The 20,612-nt window shown below is 71.5% G+C and carries 17 protein-coding genes; 6 read left to right on the top strand and 11 right to left on the bottom strand.

Features of this window, described 5'->3' with window-relative positions:
* Positions 1-75: 75 nt before the first annotated feature.
* Positions 76-1,185: a lectin gene (locus ABZS77_RS12530; RefSeq protein ID WP_354821551.1), complete on the bottom strand. Its 1,110-nt coding sequence runs from the start codon at positions 1,183-1,185 to the stop codon at positions 76-78.
* Between the two features lie 323 nt (positions 1,186-1,508).
* Between ABZS77_RS12530 and ABZS77_RS12525 the strand changes: the two genes are divergently transcribed.
* Positions 1,509-3,830 carry a M64 family metallopeptidase gene (locus ABZS77_RS12525; RefSeq protein WP_354821548.1) on the top strand — a complete coding sequence of 774 codons (2,322 nt, stop codon included), beginning with the start codon at positions 1,509-1,511 and terminating at the stop codon, positions 3,828-3,830.
* 114 nt (positions 3,831-3,944) lie between these two features.
* Positions 3,945-4,217: a hypothetical protein gene (locus ABZS77_RS12520; protein ID WP_354821545.1), complete on the top strand. Its 273-nt coding sequence runs from the start codon at positions 3,945-3,947 to the stop codon at positions 4,215-4,217.
* Between the two features lie 41 nt (positions 4,218-4,258).
* Here ABZS77_RS12520 and ABZS77_RS12515 read toward each other — a convergent pair whose 3' ends face one another.
* Positions 4,259-5,527: an Nramp family divalent metal transporter gene (locus ABZS77_RS12515; protein ID WP_354821542.1), complete on the bottom strand. Its 1,269-nt coding sequence runs from the start codon at positions 5,525-5,527 to the stop codon at positions 4,259-4,261.
* 181 nt (positions 5,528-5,708) lie between these two features.
* Here ABZS77_RS12515 and ABZS77_RS12510 point away from each other — a divergent pair, with 181 nt between their 5' ends.
* The 4 genes from ABZS77_RS12510 (at position 5,709) to ABZS77_RS12495 (ending at position 9,831) form a co-directional block, all read left to right on the top strand.
* Positions 5,709-6,116, top strand: coding sequence for a GntR family transcriptional regulator (locus tag ABZS77_RS12510; protein WP_139586771.1), 408 nt, complete (start codon positions 5,709-5,711; stop codon positions 6,114-6,116).
* Positions 6,117-6,136: 20 nt separating this feature from the next.
* On the top strand, positions 6,137-7,027 hold the full coding sequence (locus ABZS77_RS12505) for an ABC transporter ATP-binding protein (protein ID WP_354821539.1): 891 nt from the start codon (positions 6,137-6,139) through the stop codon (positions 7,025-7,027).
* The gene (locus tag ABZS77_RS12500) at positions 7,024-8,013 is read left to right on the top strand and encodes a transporter (RefSeq protein WP_354821537.1); all 990 of its coding nucleotides are present in this window, start codon (positions 7,024-7,026) and stop codon (positions 8,011-8,013) included. The genes ABZS77_RS12505 and ABZS77_RS12500 overlap by 4 nt, the downstream gene beginning before the upstream one ends.
* Before the next feature lie 207 nt (positions 8,014-8,220).
* On the top strand, positions 8,221-9,831 hold the full coding sequence (locus ABZS77_RS12495) for a hypothetical protein (RefSeq protein WP_354821534.1): 1,611 nt from the start codon (positions 8,221-8,223) through the stop codon (positions 9,829-9,831).
* Positions 9,832-9,882: 51 nt separating this feature from the next.
* On the opposite strand, the gene ABZS77_RS12490 is transcribed toward ABZS77_RS12495, so the two are convergent.
* From ABZS77_RS12490 to ABZS77_RS12450, 9 genes are all read right to left on the bottom strand, one after another.
* Positions 9,883-10,710: an ABC transporter permease gene (locus ABZS77_RS12490; RefSeq protein WP_354821531.1), complete on the bottom strand. Its 828-nt coding sequence runs from the start codon at positions 10,708-10,710 to the stop codon at positions 9,883-9,885.
* On the bottom strand, positions 10,707-11,672 hold the full coding sequence (locus ABZS77_RS12485) for an ATP-binding cassette domain-containing protein (RefSeq protein ID WP_354821528.1): 966 nt from the start codon (positions 11,670-11,672) through the stop codon (positions 10,707-10,709). The genes ABZS77_RS12490 and ABZS77_RS12485 overlap by 4 nt, the downstream gene beginning before the upstream one ends.
* 204 nt (positions 11,673-11,876) lie before the next feature.
* Positions 11,877-13,082 (bottom strand): ROK family transcriptional regulator, encoded by a 1,206-nt coding sequence (locus ABZS77_RS12480; protein WP_354821939.1) that lies wholly within the window; start codon positions 13,080-13,082, stop codon positions 11,877-11,879.
* A 168-nt stretch (positions 13,083-13,250) separates the two neighbouring features.
* Positions 13,251-14,354 (bottom strand): sugar-binding protein, encoded by a 1,104-nt coding sequence (locus ABZS77_RS12475; protein WP_354821525.1) that lies wholly within the window; start codon positions 14,352-14,354, stop codon positions 13,251-13,253.
* Positions 14,355-14,405: 51 nt separating this feature from the next.
* The gene (mmsB, locus tag ABZS77_RS12470) at positions 14,406-15,704 is read right to left on the bottom strand and encodes a multiple monosaccharide ABC transporter permease (RefSeq protein WP_354821522.1); all 1,299 of its coding nucleotides are present in this window, start codon (positions 15,702-15,704) and stop codon (positions 14,406-14,408) included.
* Positions 15,701-17,248 (bottom strand): multiple monosaccharide ABC transporter ATP-binding protein, encoded by a 1,548-nt coding sequence (gene mmsA / locus ABZS77_RS12465; protein ID WP_354821519.1) that lies wholly within the window; start codon positions 17,246-17,248, stop codon positions 15,701-15,703. The genes mmsB and mmsA overlap by 4 nt, the downstream gene beginning before the upstream one ends.
* Positions 17,249-17,779: 531 nt before the next feature.
* Positions 17,780-18,958 (bottom strand): alcohol dehydrogenase catalytic domain-containing protein, encoded by a 1,179-nt coding sequence (locus ABZS77_RS12460; RefSeq protein ID WP_354821516.1) that lies wholly within the window; start codon positions 18,956-18,958, stop codon positions 17,780-17,782.
* 92 nt (positions 18,959-19,050) lie between these two features.
* The gene (locus ABZS77_RS12455; protein ID WP_354821513.1) at positions 19,051-19,722 is read right to left on the bottom strand and encodes a maleylpyruvate isomerase family mycothiol-dependent enzyme; all 672 of its coding nucleotides are present in this window, start codon (positions 19,720-19,722) and stop codon (positions 19,051-19,053) included.
* A gap of 275 nt (positions 19,723-19,997) precedes the next feature.
* The gene (locus tag ABZS77_RS12450) at positions 19,998-20,396 is read right to left on the bottom strand and encodes a hypothetical protein (protein ID WP_354821510.1); all 399 of its coding nucleotides are present in this window, start codon (positions 20,394-20,396) and stop codon (positions 19,998-20,000) included.
* Positions 20,397-20,612: the final 216 nt, after the last annotated feature.

Below are 20,612 nucleotides of genomic sequence, written 5' to 3'. Positions count from 1 at the left end.
GGTACGCGTCGTCGACGCCGAGCCGCCCCGCGCCGGTCCCGGCCGGGTGTGGCGGGGACCGGCGCGGGGCGTTCGTCACCGGACGGACCAGCGTTGGGCGCCGGTGCCGTTGCAGGTCCAGAGCTGCACCGTCGTGCCGTTGGCGGTGCCGCCGGAGGTCACGTTGACGCACTTGCCTGCGGAGGTGAGCACGATGCTCCCGTCGGTGCGGAAGGTGAAGCGCTGCGCGGCGCCGCCGTTGCACGTCCAGATCTGCACGCGGGTGCCGTCGGCGCTCGCCCCGCCGTTCACATCGAGGCACCTGTCGCCGTAGACCCGCAGTTCGCCGGCGGCGGTGCGGGTCCACCGCTGGTTGGTGTTGCCGTGGCAGTCCCAGATGATGGTGGGAGCGCCGGCGGTGGTGCTGGCGCCGGACACGTCCAGGCAACGCCCGGAGGCGGTGTTGACCAGGCCGACCGGGGTGCCGACCGGTGGGCCGCCGGCCGGGGTCAGGCTGCCGGGCACCGTCCGCAGCGCGTCGTACCAGCGGGCGGCCATCTTGTCGTACCCGCCGGCGTTGGGGTGGACGCCGTCGGCGAGGTCGGCGGTGGTGAGCGCGGCGTGCATGTCGACCAGGTGGACCCGGCTGCCCTTCTGCGCCACGATGCCGGGTATCGCGGCGTTGTACGCCCGTACCCGCGCCTCCCGGGTCGCGTCGGACTCCGGGGTGATGGTGGCGACGAAGAGTTCGACCTCCGGGGCCGTCGACCTGATCTTGTCGATGAGACCGGAGAGCCGGGCCGGCGCGTTGGCCAGGTCGTAGTTCTGGTTCACGTCGTTGGTGCCGATGTGCAGCAGCACCGTACGCGGGTCGGTGGCCCGCAGCCAGGTGACGATGTTGGCGTCGAGCTGGTCGATGCGCCAGCCGGAGTGGCCCTCGTGGTCGTGGTCGCCGAGGCTGGCGGGGCCGTTGAACCCGGAGCCGACGAAGTCGACGGTGTAGCCGCCGCCGGCCAGCCGCTGCCACAGGTTGATCCGGTATCCGCCGGGCACGTTGTACCCGTCGGTGATCGAGTCACCCAGCGGCATCACGCGTACGCCGCCGTTCGACTCGGCCTGCGCGGGTGCGACCTGGGCCAGCGCCAGGACGGCGCCGAGGACGAGCCCGAAGCCGCCGGCGGCGGCCCGTCGTGCGTTCCATCGCATGGTGTTCCCTCTCGTCGCGGGTCGTCCGGGGTTCACCGCGGCGTGCCGCCCGCCGACAACGACCGCCACATCGGACAGTCCATCGATGCTTCCTGATAGGTCGGGCGACCCGACACCCGCAGCGGCGGGCGCGCGAGCCGAACGCCGCCCTGGCTGCGCCGAACGGTCGCGTGACCACCCGTCGGGACGCCGCGGGGTTACGTGTCGACCCGACCCCCGGTACGGTCCGAGGTGACCGCGGTCACGCGGATCGGGGACCGGCGCTCCCGCCGGCCCGGCTGTCCGACGCCGGCCGACCGCCGGCACGTCGGAAGGGGCGCGGGGTGCGGATCAGAGCGGGACTGTGTGTGGCGGCGCTCGTCGCGGCGGGGTCGGCGGTCGCCACACCGGCGGTCGCCGCGCCTACGGTCGCATCGCCTGCGGGAAGCGCCACAGTGGTGCCGATCCAGGTCACCGGCGACCCGGCGACGCGGTTCAACCTGGTGCTGCTGGGCGACGGCTACACCGAGGCCGACCTGCCCACCTTCCGGGCGCACGTGGACCGGCACCTCAGCACCCTGTGGACGATCGAGCCGTTCAAGTCCTACCGCAGCTACGTCAACGTCTACGCCGTCGAGATCGTCTCGCCGGAGTCCGGGGTGGACTGCGACCCCGGCCTGTCCGCGCCACGACGCGACACCGCGCTGAACATGGGCTTCTGGGGTGGATGCAACCCGGCGAGCGTGCAACGCCTGCTCACGGTCGACGGCACGGCCGCGAACACGTACGCCGACCTGGCCGTCGGCACCAACCCGGGCAACCGGCAGCTCATCGCCCTGGCCAACAGCGACACGTACGGCGGTGCGGGCGGCAGCAACGCGACCGCCTCCGGCGGAAACGCGCTCTCCGCGCTGATCAGCCCGCACGAGTTGGGGCATTCGCTCGGCGGGCTGCAGGACGAGTACGACTACTACGCCCGTGGGGTGCCCGGCGACGCGTACGACGGCCCGGAACCGGACTCGGCGCACCACACGGTGCTCACCGAGCGGCAGATGCGCGACACCCGGGCCAAGTGGTGGCGCTGGCTGGGCGAACCGAGCGAGTCGGGCGGCAGGATCGGCCGCTTCGAGGGCGGCCTGTACCTCCAGCGCGGCGTGTGGCGGCCGAGCCGGCACTCGATGATGAAGTCGCTGGGCTTCTACTTCGACCAGGTCGCCCGCGAGCAGATGACCGAGCGGATCGCGGACCGGGTCGACCTCGTGCAGGGCGGGACGCCCACCGACCAGCCGGTCGGCGCGGACCGTCTGCTCTGGGTGGACACCCTGCACCCGGTGAGCCACGCCCTGACGGTCAGCTGGTCGGTGGACGGTAGGGCGGTGCCGCGTACCGGCAACGCCCGTCACCTGGACCTGCGGACGCTGCGACTGCCTCCCGGCCGGCACGCGGTCACCGCCACGGTGACCGACCCGACGGAGTTCGTCCGCGACCCGGCGATCCGCCGCTCCCCCGCGCTGACCCGGATCCGCACCTGGACGGTGGACACCGGCGTGGACACCCCGCCGGTGGCACCGCCGTTGGCGATCACCGGGTCCACCGCGACGGACCGGCCGGTCGGCGCGCACGACGTGGTGTACGTGCGGACCAGCCAACCCACCGACCGGGCGCCGGGCGTGCGCTGGTCGCTCGACGGACGACCGGTGGCCGACACCGGCAGCGACCGCGATCTCGACCTGGGCACGCTGCGCCTGTCCCGGGGCACCCACCGGCTGACCGCCCGGGTCAGCGATCCGACGAGCCGGGAGGCGACGACCCGCACCTGGACGGTCGACGCGACCCGGCCCGACGTCGCGTACGCCCTCTCCGAGCCGCTGCTCACCGTGACCCGGCCGGGCCGGCCCACCGAGTACGTCTACAACGGCCCGTTCACCATGGGTCTGACCGGCACGGACGACCGCGCCGGGGTGGTGACCTCGGAGTTCCGTCTCGACGGCGACGGCTGGCACACCTACTACGGCTGGCCCACGGACGCCCGGTCGCCGTTCCTGTTCACCGCCACCGGCACCGACGTGGACGGCCTGGTCTACGGCAACCTCGGCTCGGGCGGGCTGTCGGTGTCGCCGTTCGCCGAGCGGTCCCCGGGGTACGGGCGGCACACCGTCGAGTACCGGGGCGTCGACGCGGTCGGCAACGTCGGGTCGCCCCGCGCGTTCGTGGCCACGCTGATCCCGCCACCACCGGCCTGCACCCGTGTGGTCGCCGGGCGGTACACCGGCCCGCTGGTGGCCGACGCCGGTGTCACCTGCCTGCGCGCGGCCACCGTGAGCGGCCCGGTCACTGTCGCACCGGGCGCCTCCCTGGTCGCCGAGGGGTCCACGATCAGCGGGGGCCTCGCGTCGTCGGGCGCGGCCGCCGTCGAACTGCTCGACACCGAGGTACGCGGCGCGGTGACGTTGACCGGCACGACCGGCCACGTCACGGTGGTGGGTACGCGGGTGGCCGGCCGGCTGGCGCTGACGGGTACCGCGTCCGCACCGATCGTCGCCGGCGGGCAGGTGGGCGCGCTCGCCTGCGCGGGCGGTCCCGCACCCGTCGATCTCGGCGCCCCCACGACGGTACGGGGTACGACCGCCCGGTCCTGCCGTGGCGGCGCGACCCGGGCGGGCTGACGTCCGGCCCGACCGGGAGCGTCGCGGATCCTGACCGGGAGGAGGTCTGAGCGCGGCGATGCCGGGTAGGCAGCGGCCCGGCGGCACGTCGACGACCGCCGCGAGGAGGCTCCGATGAGCACGTACCGTGACGACCAGGACGCTCCGATCCCTCCCCCGGAGGCGGACGCCGTCGAGCAGCGGCAGGACGCGTTCGACGTGGGGCCGCCGGACCGGGTGTCGGGCGACGTCGACCCGGAGGCGTCCGAGGCCGACCTCGCCGAGCAGGGCGCCCTGCCGGCGGGCACGCTCGAGCGGGAGACGTCGTTGCCGGCCGACGCGAACCCGGCGGACGCCCTCGAACAGCGCCAGGAGATCCCGGCCCGCGACGAGGGCCGCCGGACCTGACCCACGCCCGGGGCTGACCGGGGTCATCCGACACATCCGGCTCAGGGGGCGACGACCTGCCAGAGCAGGAAGGCGTTGAGCGCGACCACCAGCACGGCCACCAGTGACGCGGCGGCGGTGGTGAGGGGGTGGTTGACCAGGTTTCCCATCAGGTCGCGGCGGCGGGTGAAGGCGACCACCGGGATCAGCGCGAACGGGATGCCGAAGCTGAGGATGACCTGGGACAGCACCAGCGCCCGGGTCGGGTCGAGGCCGATGGCCAGGACGGCGAGCGCGGGCAGCAGGGTGATGAGGCGGCGCAGCAGCAGGGGAATCCGCCGCCGCAGGAAGCCCTCCATGATCACCTCGCCGGCGTACGTGCCGACGCTCGTGGACGCCAGGCCGGAGACCAGCAGGGCGATGGCGAAGCCGAGCGCCGCGGCGGTGCCGATGGTCTGGCCGAGGCCGGCGTGCACCCCCTCCAGGCTGTCCGCGCCGGCCGGCCCCCCGCCCCGGAAGCTGGCCGCGGCGATCAGCAGCATGGCGAGGTTGACCGCCCCGGCGGCCGTCAGCGCGAGAAGCACGTCGGTGCGCTGGCCCCGGAAGAGCGTGCGACGTTCGGTGTCGTCGGCGGCGGGGATGCGGTCGCGGGTCAGCGCGGAGTGCACGTAGATGACGTGCGGCATGACGGTGGCACCGAGGATGCCCGCGGCCAGCAGCACGCTGTCGGTGCCCTGGAGCCGGGGCACCAGTCCGGCGACGGCGGAGCCCGGGTCGGAGCCGGATGCGAGCAGGTTGGCGGCGAACGCCAGCACGATCACGCCGAGCAGCACGGCGATGCCGATCTCGAACGCGCGAAAGCCCCGTGAGCGCAGGGCCAGCACGGCGAAGGCGGCGACGCCGATGATGATCCCGCCGGGCAGCAGGGGGATGCCGAAGAGCAGGTAGAGCGCGACCGCACCGCCGATCACCTCGGCCAGGTCGGTGGCCATGGCGACCAGTTCGGCCTGCACCCACATCATCCGGTTCACCGGTCGTGGCAGGCGCTCGCGGCACAACTCGGGCAGGCTGCGCCCGGTGGCGAGGCCGAGCTTGGCGGTGAGCGTCTGCACCAGCATGGCCATCAGGTTGGCCACCACCACGACCCAGACCAGCAGGTAGCCGTAGCGGGCGCCGGCGGCCGAGTTGGTCGCGAAGTTGCCGGGGTCGACGTACGCGACGGCGGCGACGAACGCGGGGCCGAGCAGGATCAGTCGTCCGCGTATCCGGCCCCGGGCGCGGGCCGTCTGCAGCGGTGTCGCCGTCGATGCCGCGAGCTGCCTGGTGACCATCGCCCACCTTTCCGTCGCGCGGATCGCCTGCCGTCCCCTTCCCGGTCCGCTGGCCCGTGTGTGCCAACTCGTGGCCCGCCGGTGCCACGGCGGGATGCCGAAGTGCTTGACAGGCGCGGTGCGCCCGATGAAGCTGTCTATTAGTCCTACTGTCGTAGGACAACAGGAAGGATCATCACGAGTGATCGAGTTCGTGCTGGACAGCCGGTCGAAGGTGAACACCTACATGCAGCTCGTGCAGCAGGTGAAACAGGCGCTGCGGGTCGGCCTGCTCTCGCCGGGCGACCAGCTGCCGAAGGTCCGGGACGTCGCCCAGTCACTGGCGATCAACCCGAACACGGTGCTGAAGGCGTACCGGGAGTTGGAGATCGAGGGTCTGGTCGGCGGCCGACCCGGGGTGGGCACGTTCGTCCAACGCACCCTGGCCGGCGCCTCCCTGCCCAACCAGGCCGAGCTGCGCGACGACCTGGTCGCCTGGCTGCACCGCGCGCAGGCCGCCGGCCTCACGGCCGAGGACGTCATCGCCCTGGTGGAGACCACACTTCGCGCCACCCTCGCCGACGACACCCCGCAGAAGGAACCCGCATGAGCGGAACGAGAGGACAGAGGATGGACATGGTCTTGGAGGCCGACCGGCTCGGCAAGCGGTACGGCAGCACCTGGGCGCTGCGGGACTGCTCACTGCACCTGCCGGCCGGCCGGATCGCCGCGCTGGTCGGGCCGAACGGCGCGGGCAAGAGCACACTGCTGCACCTCGCCGTCGGGCTGCTCAAGCCCGACGCGGGCGCGGTGCGGGTCTTCGGCCGATCCCCGTACGGCGACACCGACGGCCTGGCCGACATCGGGTTCGTCGCCCAGGACACCCCGCTGTACCGGGACTTCACCGCCGCCGAGCTGGTCTTCGCCGGTGGCAGGCTGAACAGGCGGTGGGACGCCGCGTTGGCCCGCACCCGTCTGGCACAGCTCGGCATCCCACCGGACCGACCGGTCGGCAAGCTCTCCGGCGGGCAGCGGGCCCAGGTGGCGCTCGCCCTGGCGCTGGCCAAGCGGCCCCGGCTGCTGCTGCTCGACGAGCCGGTCGCCAGCCTCGACCCGCTCGCCCGGCGGGAGTTCCTCCAGTCGCTGATGGGCAGCGTGGCGGACTCCGGGACCACCGTCCTGCTCTCCTCGCACCTGCTGGCCGACCTGGAACGGGTCTGCGACTACCTGATCGTGCTCAACGCCGCCCAGGTGCAGCTCGCCGGCGCGGTCGACGAGCTGGTGGAGGCCCACCGGCAGCTCGTCGGTCCCCGGCACGACGGCGGCGTTGTCGGGGGCGTCGCCGCCGTGGTCCGGGCCAGCCACACCGACCGGCAGTCCACGCTGCTGGTCCGCACCGACGGTCCGGTCACCGATCCGGCCTGGACGGTCCGCGACGTCAGCCTCGAGGACGTCGTCCTTGCCTACCTGGCCGACGGCGCCACCCAGACCAGCCACAGCGAGTGGGGGGTGGCGGCATGATCTGGCTGACCTGGCGGCAACACCGCAAGCAGGTGTTCTACACCCTGCTGGCGTTCGCGGCGCTGGCCGCTCTGATGGTGCCGATCGGCCTGTCGATGCGGAACACCTTCGCCGACCTCGGGCTGGCGGACTGCGCACGCCAGCTCGCCGACACCAACGTGGCGGAGGCGACCCGCCAGACCTGCGACGCCGGCTTCCGCCGCTTCAGCAACCGGTACGGCAGCCTCAACCTGGTGGCCGTGCTGCTGCTCACCCTGCCGGTCCTGGTCGGCCTGTTCTGGGGTGCCCCGCTGGTCGCCCGCGAGGTGGAACACGGTACGCACCGGTTCGTCTGGACCCAGGGCGTGGGCCGCACCCGCTGGGCGCTCGTGAAGTTCGTGTTGGTGGGCGGAGCCGTCCTCGTCCTCGCGGCCGGCTACGGGTTGGGCATGTCGTGGTGGGTCGAGCCGCTCACACGGGCCGCGCACGAGGGCCGCCTCGGCGTGATCGTCTTCGACCTGCAGGGAGTCGTCCCGATCGGGTACACCCTCTTCGCCGTGGCGCTCGGCGTCTTCGCCGGCACGGTGTGGAAGCGGATGCTGCCCGCCATGGGCATCACCCTGGCCGGGTACATCGGCGTACGGGCGGCGGTGGAGACCCTGGTCCGGCCGCACTACAGGCCCGCCCGCACCCTGACCTTCCCGATCGAGGGGGCCACGGAGGCCGGCATGGCCCGTGGCGACTGGATCCTCAGCCAGGGCATCCGCAACCCCGACGGGAAGATGATGGCCGAGGACACCCGCATCATGTGCCCGCCGGGCGCCGGAGAGGCGAAGGGTCGGGCGTGCGGCGCCGAGCTGGGTCTCGAGCCGGGCGCGTACAACTGGCAGCTGTACCAGCCGGCGGACCGGTTCTGGCTGTTCCAGGGCATCGAGACGGGCATCTTCGTGGCCCTGGCCCTGCTGCTGCTCTACCTCGCGGTGCGCCGGGTCCGCCGGATCGCCTGATCGAGCGACGGGTGCTCGTCGGGGCGCGGGGGCCCCGGCGATCACCCGTCAGCGCGGCCCCTCGACGGTCAGCGAGAGCCAGGGCTCGGCGAAGTCGGATTCCGGCCCGTCGCCAACGCGACTCAAGGTGCTCATCCCATCACAGCTGGTGCTCCGATGTGGACATCGTGCCCGGGTCGGCCGGGCCGCGGCGATGGGAGCGTACGAGTGAAGTCCAGAATCCTCAGTCGGGTCGGCGCATCGGCCGTGGCGCTCGCCTGCGCCGTGCTGGGGGCGGTGGCCGTGCCGTCCGCCCCGGCGACGGCCAGCCCGATCCGCAACGCCACTGCCTGGTCGGTGCTGCTGTGCAAGTTCAGCGACAAACCGGCGGAGCCCCAACCGCCGTCGCACTTCGCCAACTTCCTCACCGCGGCCGGGGTCGGCACCGGCGGGGTGGCGGACTACCTGGCCGACCAGTCCGGCGGACGGGTGTCGCTGGCCGGGTCGGTGGTGCGCGGCTGGTACACGATGCCGTACACGCTTGCCCAGTTCGCGTCGATCGACAGGTGGACCCGGATCCAGCGCTGCGTGGACACGGCGGCGACCGCCGGCTACGCGGTGCCCGCCGGCAACCGGATCGCGGTCATGCTCAACGACTGGGTGGATTCAGGCGCGGCAGGCGGCCGGGTGCTGCTCGACCCGGGCGCCTGGAACGTCGGCTTCGCCGCGCACGAGATGCTGCACGGCTACAACCTGGGCCACTCGTTCTCGAACGACACCACGTACCAGAACGCGCCGTGGTCCCAACCGGGCGAGTACGACGACCCGTGGGACGAGATGAGCGCCATGCACATCCACGCCTTCGGCACCGCGAACTACGGCACCAGCGCCGTCGGCCTCAACGGGCCGCACCGCGACGAGCTGGGCTGGCTGCCCAAGAACCGGGTGTTCACCATGGCCGCCGACGGGGTCGGCTCCCGCACCCTCACCCTGGCCCCGCTTGAGGTGCCCGCCGCCAGCGGCCCGCAACTGGTCCGGATCCCGTTCGACCCGGCCGACCTGTTCCACTACTACACCGTCGAGTTCCGCCGTAAGACCGGCTGGAGCGCCGGCATCCCCGCCGACACGGTGCTGCTGCACGAGGTCCGCGACGGCACGCCCACCCTGTTGCGCACCGGTCCCGGCGGCGGGCCGGCGCAGTCGCTCAACGCCAACGGCGTGCAGATCGGCGTGAACTGGCTCTCCGGCAACGCCGCCTCGGTGACCGTGACGTCCGACGTGGTCAACCGCTGCCTCCAGGGCTACGTCTGGCGGGAGGCCCGCGCCGGCGACCTGGTCTGCGTCACCGGCGCCACCCGTAGCCAGGTGTGGGCGGACAACGCCGCCGCGCCGAGCCGCTGGGTGAACGGCCCGTACGGTCCGCACACCTGCGTCGCCGGGTACGTGTGGCGTGAGGCGTACGCCGGGGACGACGTCTGCGTCACCGGGGCGCAGCGCACCCAGGCCGCCGCCGACAACGCCGCGGCCGCGTCCCGGCGCAACCCGGCCCGGCTCGTCGCGGGCCCGAACACCTGCGTCAGCGGGTACGTCTGGCGCGACGCCGACCAGTCCGACTACGTCTGCGTCACCGGTGCGACCCGCTCTCAGGTGCTCGCGGACAACGCGGCCGCGGCCAGCCGCTGGGTCAGCGGACCGTACGGCCCGCACACCTGCGTCGCCGGGTACGTGTGGCGCGACGCGTTCATCGGCGACGACGTCTGCGTCACCGGGACCCAGCGCAGCCAGGCCGCCGCCGACAACGCAGCCGGCCCGGGGCGGGTGCTGCGTCCCGCCGGGTGACCGACCGCGCCCCCGGTGGCCCGGCCACCGGGGGCGCGTACGCCTGGACACTCAGCCGGCCAGCCGCCGGTACCTGGCGACCGAGAGCGGCAGGAACACGGCGACAAGCACGATCGGCCAGGCCACGGCCAACCACGGGTAGTGCTGCGCCGCCCACGAGTCGCCTCCCCAGCCGGGGTTGCCGAACAGTTCGCGGGTGGCGCCGACGGTCGCCGACAGCGGGTTCCACGCGGCCACCGCGCCGAGCCAGGCCGGCATCGTGGCCGGTGCGACGAACGCGTTGGAGAGGAAGCCGAGCGGGAACTCCAGGGTCTGCACGGCGACCACGGCCGTCTGACCCCTGGTGACCAGGCCGAGGAAGATGCCGACCCAGACCAGGGCGAACCGCAGCAGCAGGATCAGCCCCACCGCGCCCAGCGTGGCGCCGGCGCCGCCGTGCGCCCGCCAACCGACCGCGAGGCCGGCGGCCAGCAGCACCGCGAGGGTGACAAGGGCGAACAGCATGTCGGTCACCGCCCGGGCGACGAGCGGCGCGAGTGGTGAGACGGGCATCGAGCGGAGCCGGTCGGTGATCCCGCGCTCCAGGTCCTCGGCGACGGCGATGGTGGTAATGCTGATGCCGAACACCATTGTCATCACGAACATGCCGGGCATCAGGAACTCCCGGTAGCTGCCTCCCCCGGGCACCTGCAACGCCCCGCCGAACAGGTAGGCGAAGATCAGCACGATCAGGATGTTGAAGCCGAGCGAGGCGACAAGCGGGCCGGGCTCACGTCGCCATCGCGCGAGGCCGCGCCAGACGAGGGTGCCGCTGTCGGTCAGCGCGGCGGGCCGGCCGGGCGTCAGGTCCACGGTCGAGGGCGGGGCCGTGGTGCTCACGCGGCCACCTCCCGCGCGGTCCGGTGCCCGGTGAGGTGCAGGAACACGTCGTCCAGGGTGGGGCGACGAAGGGCCACGTCGGCCACGGTGACCTGCGCGGCGTCGAGCGCCCGCAGCACCTCGACGAGCGCGCCGGCGCGGTGTCCGACGCCGACGCTGAGCGCACGCCGGTCGGCGTCGACCGTCGGCTCGTCGTCGACGACCCGGCGTACCTGGGCGACGGCGGTGCCGAGATCGGCGGGGTCCGCGACGACGAGGTCGATCCGATCACCGCCCAGCCGGGTCTTGAGGTCGTCCGGTGTGCCTTCGGCGATCACGCGACCGGCCTCGACCACCGAGATCCGGTCGGCGAGCTGGTCCGCCTCGTCCAGGTGCTGGGTGGTGAGCAGCACTGTGGTGCCCGCGCGGACCAGCTCACGGATCGAGACCCACACCTCGTTGCGACCGCGCGGGTCCAGCCCGGTGGTGGGTTCGTCGAGGAAGAGCACGGCGGGGGCCAGGATCATGCCGGACGCCAGGTCCAGCCGCCGCCGCATCCCGCCGGAGTACGTGCGGACCGGCCGTTCGCCGACGTCGTCGAGGCCGAAGCGTTCCAGCAGCTCGACCGCCCGTTGCCGGGCCCGGCGCCGTCCCAGGTGGGACAGCAGGCCGAAGAGCACCAGGTTCTGCCGGCCACTGAGCGCCTCGTCGAGCGCGGGGTGCTGCCCCACCAGGCCGATCCGGTAGCGCACCTGCTCGGGTTGGCGAGTCACGTCGAACCCGGCCACCTCGGCGCGGCCCCCGTCCAGCCGCAGCAGGGTGGACAGGATCCGTACCGACGTGGTCTTGCCCGCACCGTTCGGGCCGAGCAGGCCGCACACCGTCCCCGCCCTCACCCGCAGGTCGAAGCCGTCCAGGGCGAACCGGTCCCGATACCGCTTCCGCAGCCCTTCCGCGACTATCGCCGTACCGCTCGCTGTCACGTCGAACTCCCTCCACCGTCGTCGTGGTCGCGCCTACCGTACAACATACGGTAGGCGATACGGGAGACGTGCCGGGCCGCTTGGGCAAGGTGACGACGTCGTGTGGACGGCCGGCGGAGGGGCGCACGGAACCAGGGCCCGGCAGGCCGGGCAGGCGGCATGAGCGTGGTGCGGAAACTCCGAGCCCTGACACGGGCCGGACCTCTAGGCCGGGTCGTCGGATCCCCACTGGCCGGCGACGCCGACGTTGAGCGGATCGGCCAGCAGCTTGTCGAAGGCCAGCTCGGCGGCGCCGATCAGAACGGCGTCGCGGCCGAGCGCGGCCGCGCGCAGGCGCAGGTGCTCCCGGGAACCCGGCAGCGGCATGGAGTCCAGCCGGCGGCGCACGGTGTCCACCCCGGCGGTGAAGATGTCGCGCAGCGAGCCACCGAACACCACCGCGTCCGGGTTGACCACGTTGACCAGGTTCGCCACGCCGAAGCCGAGCCAGTCGGCGACCTGCTCGACCGCCGCGAGCGCGGTCGGGTCGCCGTCCGCCGCCGCGCGCAGCACCTCGGCCACCGCCGCACGGTCACGGGGATCGCGGCCGGCGTGTCGCAGCAGCGCGGTCTCACCGATCTCGGTCTCCCAGCAGCCCCGTGAGCCGCAGCCGCACGGCAGGCCGTTCGGGTTGACGACCATGTGGCCGACCTTGCCGCTGTGCCCCCGGTGGCCGACCACGAGCCGGCCCCCGACGATGATGCCGGCGCTGATCCCGACGTCGCCGTGCAGGTAGATGAGGTCGTCGACACCGGCTGCCACGCCGCGTACGTGCTCGGCCAGGCCGGCGATGTCGGCCAGGTCTCCGGCCACGAAGCCGGCGCAGGTGGTCAGCTCGGCCTCGAGCGCCGCGCCGAGGGTCGCCTCGACGCTGGCGACCCGGAGTCCGCCGTCCGGGTTGCGGGTCGTGTCGGTCACCGCGACCGCGCCGCCCACCAGCAGCGCGTCGGGGGCCACCGCCCGTTCCATGTCGCGGACCAGGTCGGCGAGCGGCCCGACGGCGTCGACCGCCGACATGTCGTCGGGGCGGGCGACCTCCCGCAGGTCGAGGATGCGCCCGCCGAGACCGACCCGGGCGGCACGCAACCGGTCCGCGTCGATGCTCAGCGCGTGCGCGTACACCCGGTCGGAGCGGGGGCTGACCACCAGCGAGGGGCGGCCGGCGCGACGGGCGGTGGTGGTGGTCTCCTCGGTGACCAGGCCACTGGCGACCAGGTCGGCGGCGAGGGCGCCGATGGTACTGCGGTTGAGGCCGAGCCGGCTGGTCAGCTCGGCCCGGGACGTCGGGCCGTGCAGGTGCACGTAGCGCAGCACGGCGCCGAGGTTCTGCCGCCGGATCTCCTCCTGGCTGGCACCGGGAACCGAGGGCAGCGGGGATTCGGGGTTACGGCCGACGCCGGCTGGCCTGGACCGGATGGGTGCGCCCACGGTCAGACCTCCTTCCGCGTCGGAGCCGGGTGGTGCGGGGCGCCCGGACGACGATGGGTCCCGGAAGAGGAGATCCGGGACCCATCGTCGTTGCTGCCTACCGCGTGGTGACTACTTGGTGAGCGGCGCGAGCTTCGGGTCGTTCGCGTACGCCTCGGCCACGTTCGCCTTGGTGACGGCGACCGGCGGGAGCAGGAACGTGTCGACGACCTTGCTGCCGTTGTTGTAGGACTCGGTGTCGTTCACCTGCGGCTTGTCGCCGGCCTGGAGAGCCTTGACCATGTTGATGGTCTCCTTCACCAGGTTGCGGGTGTCCTTGTTGATCGTCATGTACTGCTCACCGGCGACGATCGACTTGACCGACTCGACCTCGGAGTCCTGGCCGGTGACGACCGGGATCGGCTTGCCGGCACCCTTGACCGAGGTCAGGATGGCGCGGGCCAGCGTGTCGTTCGGGGAGAGGACGCCGTCCAGCTCCTTGTTGCCGTAGGTCGAGGTCAGCAGCTGGTCCATGCGGGCCTGCGCACCCTCGGCCTTCCAGCCCTGGATGGCGGTCTGCTTGACCTCGGTCTGCTTGGAGGCGACGACCACGTTGCCCTTGTCGATCTCCGGCTTGAGCACGTCCATCGCGCCGTTGAAGAAGACACCGGCGTTGTTGTCGTCAGGCGAGCCGGAGAACAGCTCGATGTTGTACGGGCCGTTCGGCTTCTTGGCCTTCATGCCCTCAAGCAGGGCCTGGCCCTGGAGCTGGCCGACCTTGAAGTTGTCGAACGCGACGTAGTAGTCGAGGTCCGGCGTGTTGGTGATGAGCCGGTCGTAGGCGATGACCTTCACGCCGGCCGCGTGGGCCGCCGCGACCTGGGTCGACAGCTGCGCGGCGTCGGTCGCGCCGATGACGATGACCTTGGCACCCTTGGTGGTCATGGCGGTGATCTGGGCCTGCTGGTCCGCAACAGTGGTCGACGCACCGGCGTACTGCACGTCAGCCTGGAAACCGGCCTCCTTCAGACCGTTGCTGAAGAGGTCACCGGCGAGGACCCAGTTCTCCGAGGTCTTGGCCGGGAGGGCCACGCCGATCAGCGAGTTCGCCGCGAAGCCCTTGGCGGCCTCGCCGCCGGAGTCGCTGTCGCCGTCACGGCCGGAGCCGCAGCCGGCGAGGGCCAGCATGGCGGCGGCGCTGATGGCCACCACCGACGTGCCGAAAGATTTACGCATGTGAGGACTTGCCTTTCTGGATGGTGAGGCGGGTGGAGAAGTCGGTGGCCGTCAGCCGGACACCGCTGCCTTGGCGGGCTCGCGCTCCGCGTCCGGCGGTGAGGCGGGTGGGGCGGAGTCGTCGCGGCGGAACGGCCGCATCAGGCTCCCGATGATGGAGAAGCGCCCCTGGCTCTTGTTGTAGACGTCGATCGCGACGGCCAGCAGCAGGACCAGACCCTTGATGATCTGGACGCGGTCGGTGCCGACGCCCATCAGCTGGAGGCCGTTGTTGAGCACGGCCATGACGAGACCACCGACGATCGAGCCGCTGATGGTGCCGATACCACCGGAGACAGCTGCGCCACCAATGAAGACCGCCGCGATGGCGTCCAGCTCCCAGCCGTTGCCGTCCTGCGGTCCGGAGGCCGCCGAACGGGCCACGAAGATCATGCCGGCCAGCGCGGCCAGGACGGACATGTTCATCATGACGAAGAAGTTGACCCGCTTGAGCTTCACACCGGACAGCTCGGCCGCCCGGGAGTTGCCACCCACCGCGTAGATGTGCCGGCCACCGGCCGTGTTGCGGGTGTAGAACGAGTACGCGATCACCAGGACCAGCAGGATGATGCCGCTGATCGGGAAGCTGGTGCCGACGCGACCGCTGGCAAAGCGCAGCGAGGCGAAGGCGATAGCCCCGACCATGATGGCCATCCGCAGGATCGAGATCCACATGGGCGCCGGGTCGGCGTCCATCGCCCGCCGGGTCTTGCGGGCCTGGAGCTCGCGCCAGACCACCGCCACCGCCGCGGCCAGACCGAGCAGCAGGGTCGCGTTGTTGTAGCCGGTGTTCGGACCGAACTCGGGCAGGAACCCGGAGCCGATCTCCCGGAAGCCCTCGGGCACCGGGATCGTGTTGGCGTTACCGATGAACTGGTTGCCACCGCGGAACAGCAGCATGCCGGCCAGGGTGACGATGAACGCCGGAACCCCGATGTAGGCCACCCAGAAGCCCTGCCAGGCACCGATGATCGCACCGATGGCGAGGCCGAACAGGATGGCGACGGGCCAGGGCAGCGACCAGTCGGCCATCGACTTGGCGACCAGGATGCCCGCGAAGGCGGCGACCGAGCCGACCGAGAGGTCGATGTGCCCGGCCACGATCACCATGAGCATGCCGATGGCCAGAATCAGAATGTACGAGTTCTGCTGGAACAGCGCGATCAGGTTGTCCGACCGCAGGGTCAGGCCGTCGGTCAGGATCTGGAACAGGACGACGATCGCCACCAGGGTGAAGATCATTCCGAACTGTCGAGCGTTGGAGGTGGTGCCTCCGAACAGGTTCTTCTGAAGGTCCTTCAATCGGCTCATCGTGTGGCCATCTTCTTCGTCGAGGTCATCTGCTTCATGAGGTTTTCCGGCGTGGCGTCCGCCCGGGCGATCTCGCCCGTGATGGCACCTTCGAACACGGTGTAGATGCGGTCGCACAGCCCGATCAGCTCAGGCAGCTCCGAGGAGATGACGATGACGCCCTTCCCCTGGTCGGCGAGCCGCTGGATGATGCCGTAGATCTCGTACTTGGCACCGACGTCGATGCCGCGTGTGGGCTCGTCGAGGATCAGCAGGTCCGGGTCGGTGAACATCCACTTCGCCAGGACGACCTTCTGCTGGTTGCCGCCGGAGAGCTTGGAGACGCTCTCGTCGACCGTCGGGGCCTTGGTCCGCAACTCCTTGCGGTACGACTCGGCCGCCTGGTACTCCTCGACCTCGCTCAGGACACCGTGGTGCGAGATCTTGGACAGCTTGGCGGCCACCGTCGAGGCCTTGATGTCGTCGAGCAGGTTGAGGCCGATCGCCTTGCGGTCCTCGCTGACGTACGCGAGCCCGTTGTCGATGGCGTCCGCCACCGACTTCAGGACGATCTCCTTGCCGTCCTTGATGATCGTGCCCGACTCGTACACCCCGTAGGAGCGGCCGAAGACGCTCATCGCGAGCTCGGTACGGCCCGCGCCCATGAGACCGGCGAAGCCGACGATCTCGCCGCGGCGCACCACGAAGCTCTCGTTCTTGCAGACCTGTCGCTCGGCGGAGATCGGGTGCCTGACGTTCCAGTCGCGGACCTCGAAGAAGACCTCGCCGATCTTCGGGGTGTGGTCCGGGAACCGGCTGCTCAGCTCGCGGCCGACCATGCCCCGCACGATCCGGTCCTCGTCGACCCCGTCCGCCTCGACGTCGAGCGTCTCCACGGTCCGGCCGTCGCGCAGGATGGTGATCTGGTCGGCGATCGCCTCGATCTCGTTGAGCTTGTGCGAGATCATGATCGAGGTGATGCCGCGCGAGCGGAACCCACGCAGCAGGTCCAGCAGGTGCTTGGAGTCCGCCTCGTTCAGCGCAGCCGTCGGCTCGTCCAGGATGAGCAGCTTCACGTCCTTGGCGAACGCCTTGGCGATCTCCACGAGCTGCTGCTTGCCGACGCCGATGTCCTTGATCAGGGTGTCCGGGTCCTCCTGGAGGCCGACCCGGGCCATCAGGTCCAGCGCCATCCGGTTGGCGGCCTTCCAGTCGATCGCGCCGTGCTTGCGCGGCTCGTTGCCGAGGAAGATGTTCTCGGCGATCGACATGCCCGGGATGAGCGCGAGCTCCTGGTGGATGATCACGATTCCGGCTTTCTCACTGGCCCGGATGTCGGAGAATCTGCTCTCCGACCCCTGGTAGATGATCTGGCCGTCGTAGCTTCCGTACGGGTAGACCCCGCTGAGGACCTTCATCAGCGTGGACTTGCCCGCACCGTTCTCGCCGCAGATGGCATGGATCTCGCCGGCGCGAACCACCAGGTTGACGTCGGAGAGGGCCTTGACTCCGGGGAACTCCTTGGTGATGGAGCGCATCTCAAGGAGGATGGGCACGTCGCTCATCGCTCGTACCACCTCGCCAACGTCATCGGTTACCTCCGGAAGGTTGAACCTTCACTTGGTTTTGTTGTTGACGGCAACGTATTGCGGCCAGAGGGTCATCCGCAAGGCGAGGGCCTGTTGAAAATGTAACAATCCGGCAATATTGACGTAACGCTGTCTTCGCCCGTCACAGCCGCCCCCGCAGCCACTCCCGGCACCATCCCGTGCCGGTGGCAACGTTGTCAAATGGTAGCGGCGCGGCAGTCGACCCCACCCGACCTTGACAAGCCCCACCACCAGCGGTGATCAGCGCTGACCGGAGGAGCGGCGACGCACCCGCCCGCCGGGGACCATCGAAGGATCTTGATCGGGCCCCGACTCCGACGCCCCCCGGGGGACCCCACGGCGACGCTCGACCAACGGTGTGACCCACGCCTCTCCGGAGGAGTCGGATCGACGGCCGTCACCTCGACACGGCCACCACCAGGAGAGCGATCCGTACCCTAACGACCGTTAAGGCCGATTCGGGGCCGTCGGCCACGATCCGCTCGGTCACCTCGGGCGCAGCACCGCTTTGATCACGCCGTTCTCGCGACGGTCGAAGCTGCGATAGAAATCGGGAGCGTCGTCGAGGGTGCCGTGGTGCGTGACGATCATGCTGGGCCGCGCCCGGCCCGCGACGACCAGGTCCCGCAGCAGGACGGTGTAGCGGCGGTCGTGGGTGCGACCGAACCGGACCGCCACCCCCTTGCCGAACAGCGCTCCCCACGGCGCGACCAGGTTCTCGTGGCCGTCCGCGCCAGGGCCGGGGTGTGGGTCCCGGTCCGGGTACACACCCGCGACCGCGATCGCGCCGGCGGCATTGACCAGCCGGGCCGCGTCGGCGATGACCTGGTTCGGACGCTCCCGCTCCGGGTGCTCCCGGTCGCGGGCCTGGAACCCGACCGCGTCGATGACCTTGTCCACCCCGCCCAGCTTCTCCTCGCCGAGCGGAAGCCCCGCCCGGGCACGGTCGGCGCGGATCTGCTCGACCGGGTCGCCCCGGCGGAAGTCGATCGGCACCGCGCCCATCTCGCCGGCCTTGTCGAGCCGCGCGTCGACGCCGTCGACGCAGTAGACGACCCGGGCACCCCGCAGCAGCGCCGAGTACGCCCCCAGCAGGCCGATGGTGCCGGCGCCGAACACCGCCACCGTGTCGCCGGGCTCGACCACGGCGAGTGACGCGGCGGCGTGCCATCCGGTGACGAACGCGTCGGCGAGCAGGACGAAGTCGTCCTCGTACGCGTCCCCCGGCTCCCCGGGCACGGGCACGCAGTTGGCGTCGGCCCACGGCACGCGCAGCAGCTCGGCCTGCGCACCCCGGTACGGCCCCATGCCGGCGTAGCCGTACGCCGCGCCCGGCCCCTCGGCCCGCGCCCGCAGGCAGGCCGCCGAGAGCCCACGCGCGCACATCACGCACGTCCCGCAGAACAGGTGCGTGGGGATCACCACGCGGGTGCCCGGCCGGACGGTCTGCACCGCGTTGCCGACCTCCTGCACCACGCCCAACGGTTCGTGACCCAGGACCAACCCGGGTTCGGCTCCGGTACGCCCGTCGTACATGTGCAGGTCGGTGCCGCAGAGCGCGGTCGAGGTGATCCGCACGAGCGCGTCGGTCTGCTCCTCCAGGGTCGCGTCGGCCACCTCTCGCACGGCGACCGTCCGGACGTCCGCGTAGACGACGGCTCTCATCCGACCCCCCTGTTGGCACGGAACGGCGGGTCTTCCCCGGACCGAGCCGTTCATGCCCGCACGCAGGCCGGACCGTCGTGCCGACCGGTCGGTCAGCGGGTCAGGCGGTCCCGCAGGACCGGGACGCCGTCGCCGGACAACTCGGCGAGGACGACGCGCCGGCCGGTGAGCGCGAGCATCACCGCCTCGGCCTCGCCCCGCACCACCCTCCCCGCACCGGACGCCCAGCCGATGTCGGTCGCCTCGAACCGCAACCCGGTGGTGAGCCCCCGGGACACGAAGAAGCCCAGCGCGCGACGGTCCACCAGGAAGTCCAGAGAGGTCCGGAGCCGGTCCGGTCGTAACTCGTGCGGCAGACCGAGCGGGCGACGGATGTCCTGGCCGTGCACCTGGAGATCGGTGAGCTGACCGAAGTATCCGACGCGGGGCACCCGGTACGGCGTCTCGGCGTTCGCCCGCAGCAGCGCCGCGATCTGGTCGGCGGGGCGGCGGGCGACCATCTCGGCCAGCCGGGCGTTGGCCTCGTGCAGGTTGAGCCGGCTGCGCAGGAGGATCGGCAGGAACCAGCGGCGGCGAGCCGCGAACGGGGCGACCAGGTGAGCGGCCACCTGCCGGACGGTCCATGCTCCGCACAGGCTGGGCGTGTCCAGCTGCGCGGGGGTGAGCGTGTCGACCAGATCGGCGGCGCGCCGTCGTTCGTCGCTGATCATCGCCATCAGCTCGGTCGCTGTCGGAACCGGCACACCACCGGATGACGCGGTCATCGGCACCTCCCCGTGGGCCCACACCATGACAGGTGGACCCCGGCCAGTATGCCGCGAACGGCCGTCCCGGACCTCCCCCGCGAGAGTGACCGCGGCGCGCGGATCCCCGTCGGTCCACACCGGACGGGTGATCGTCGCCCGGCGATATCCGAGGGGACCACCGACGGACCGGCAGCCGTGACGTACGACGGGGCCGCACCGCGACCGCGCTCGCCAGGTACGGCGCCACCCGGGCGGCGTCCTTGGGGACGAGCGGCGCGGGTGCGGGTCGGCGATCAGCTGGCCTGGGCCACCGGCGCCGGGTGGTGCCCGGTCTTCTCCATGAACGGGAACCGGGCGGTGAGCTCGGGGATCGTCAGCCCCGCCTGCCACGCCGAGGCGACCTGGGCGACCTGCGCGAGGTCCATGACGTCCCCGCGCGCGACGATCTCCCCAGAGACCCGCAGGTCGATCATGAAGTATCGGGCCTGGGATCCCAGCTTCACGCAGACCACGCCCTGGTCGGAGTGCAGCTCCGCGCAGGTGAACCGGCTCCGCCCCTGCTCGGGAGCGGTGACCCGGCCGAGATCGAGGCCGTGTCGGGCGGCGGTGTCGACGAGCGCGGGGGCGAGACCACCCCGCTCGACCAGGTCCGGGTAGAGGCGCACACCCAGTGCCGCCGACGCGTCGCTCATGACTGACTCCCACTTCCTTGTGACAGAGACCAGCAGCGCGCAGGTTACGGGGAGGTTTCCTGCGAACCTCGTCATCCTGTCCCGGGTGGACGCTTCACGGCAATAGGAAGGGTCGATTCGACCGCTATCGAGGGGAGCGATCAGGCGGTAACGGACGGTCGTCGTATTGGAAACACTCTTGACAGAAAGACACCATATCGACATGCTTCGCTTCAG

This window comes from Micromonospora sp. NPDC005298, from assembly GCF_040607375.1.
In the GTDB taxonomy this organism is placed as follows: Bacteria; Actinomycetota; Actinomycetes; order Mycobacteriales; family Micromonosporaceae; genus Micromonospora.
This window is presented reverse-complemented; position numbering and strand designations above follow the sequence as displayed.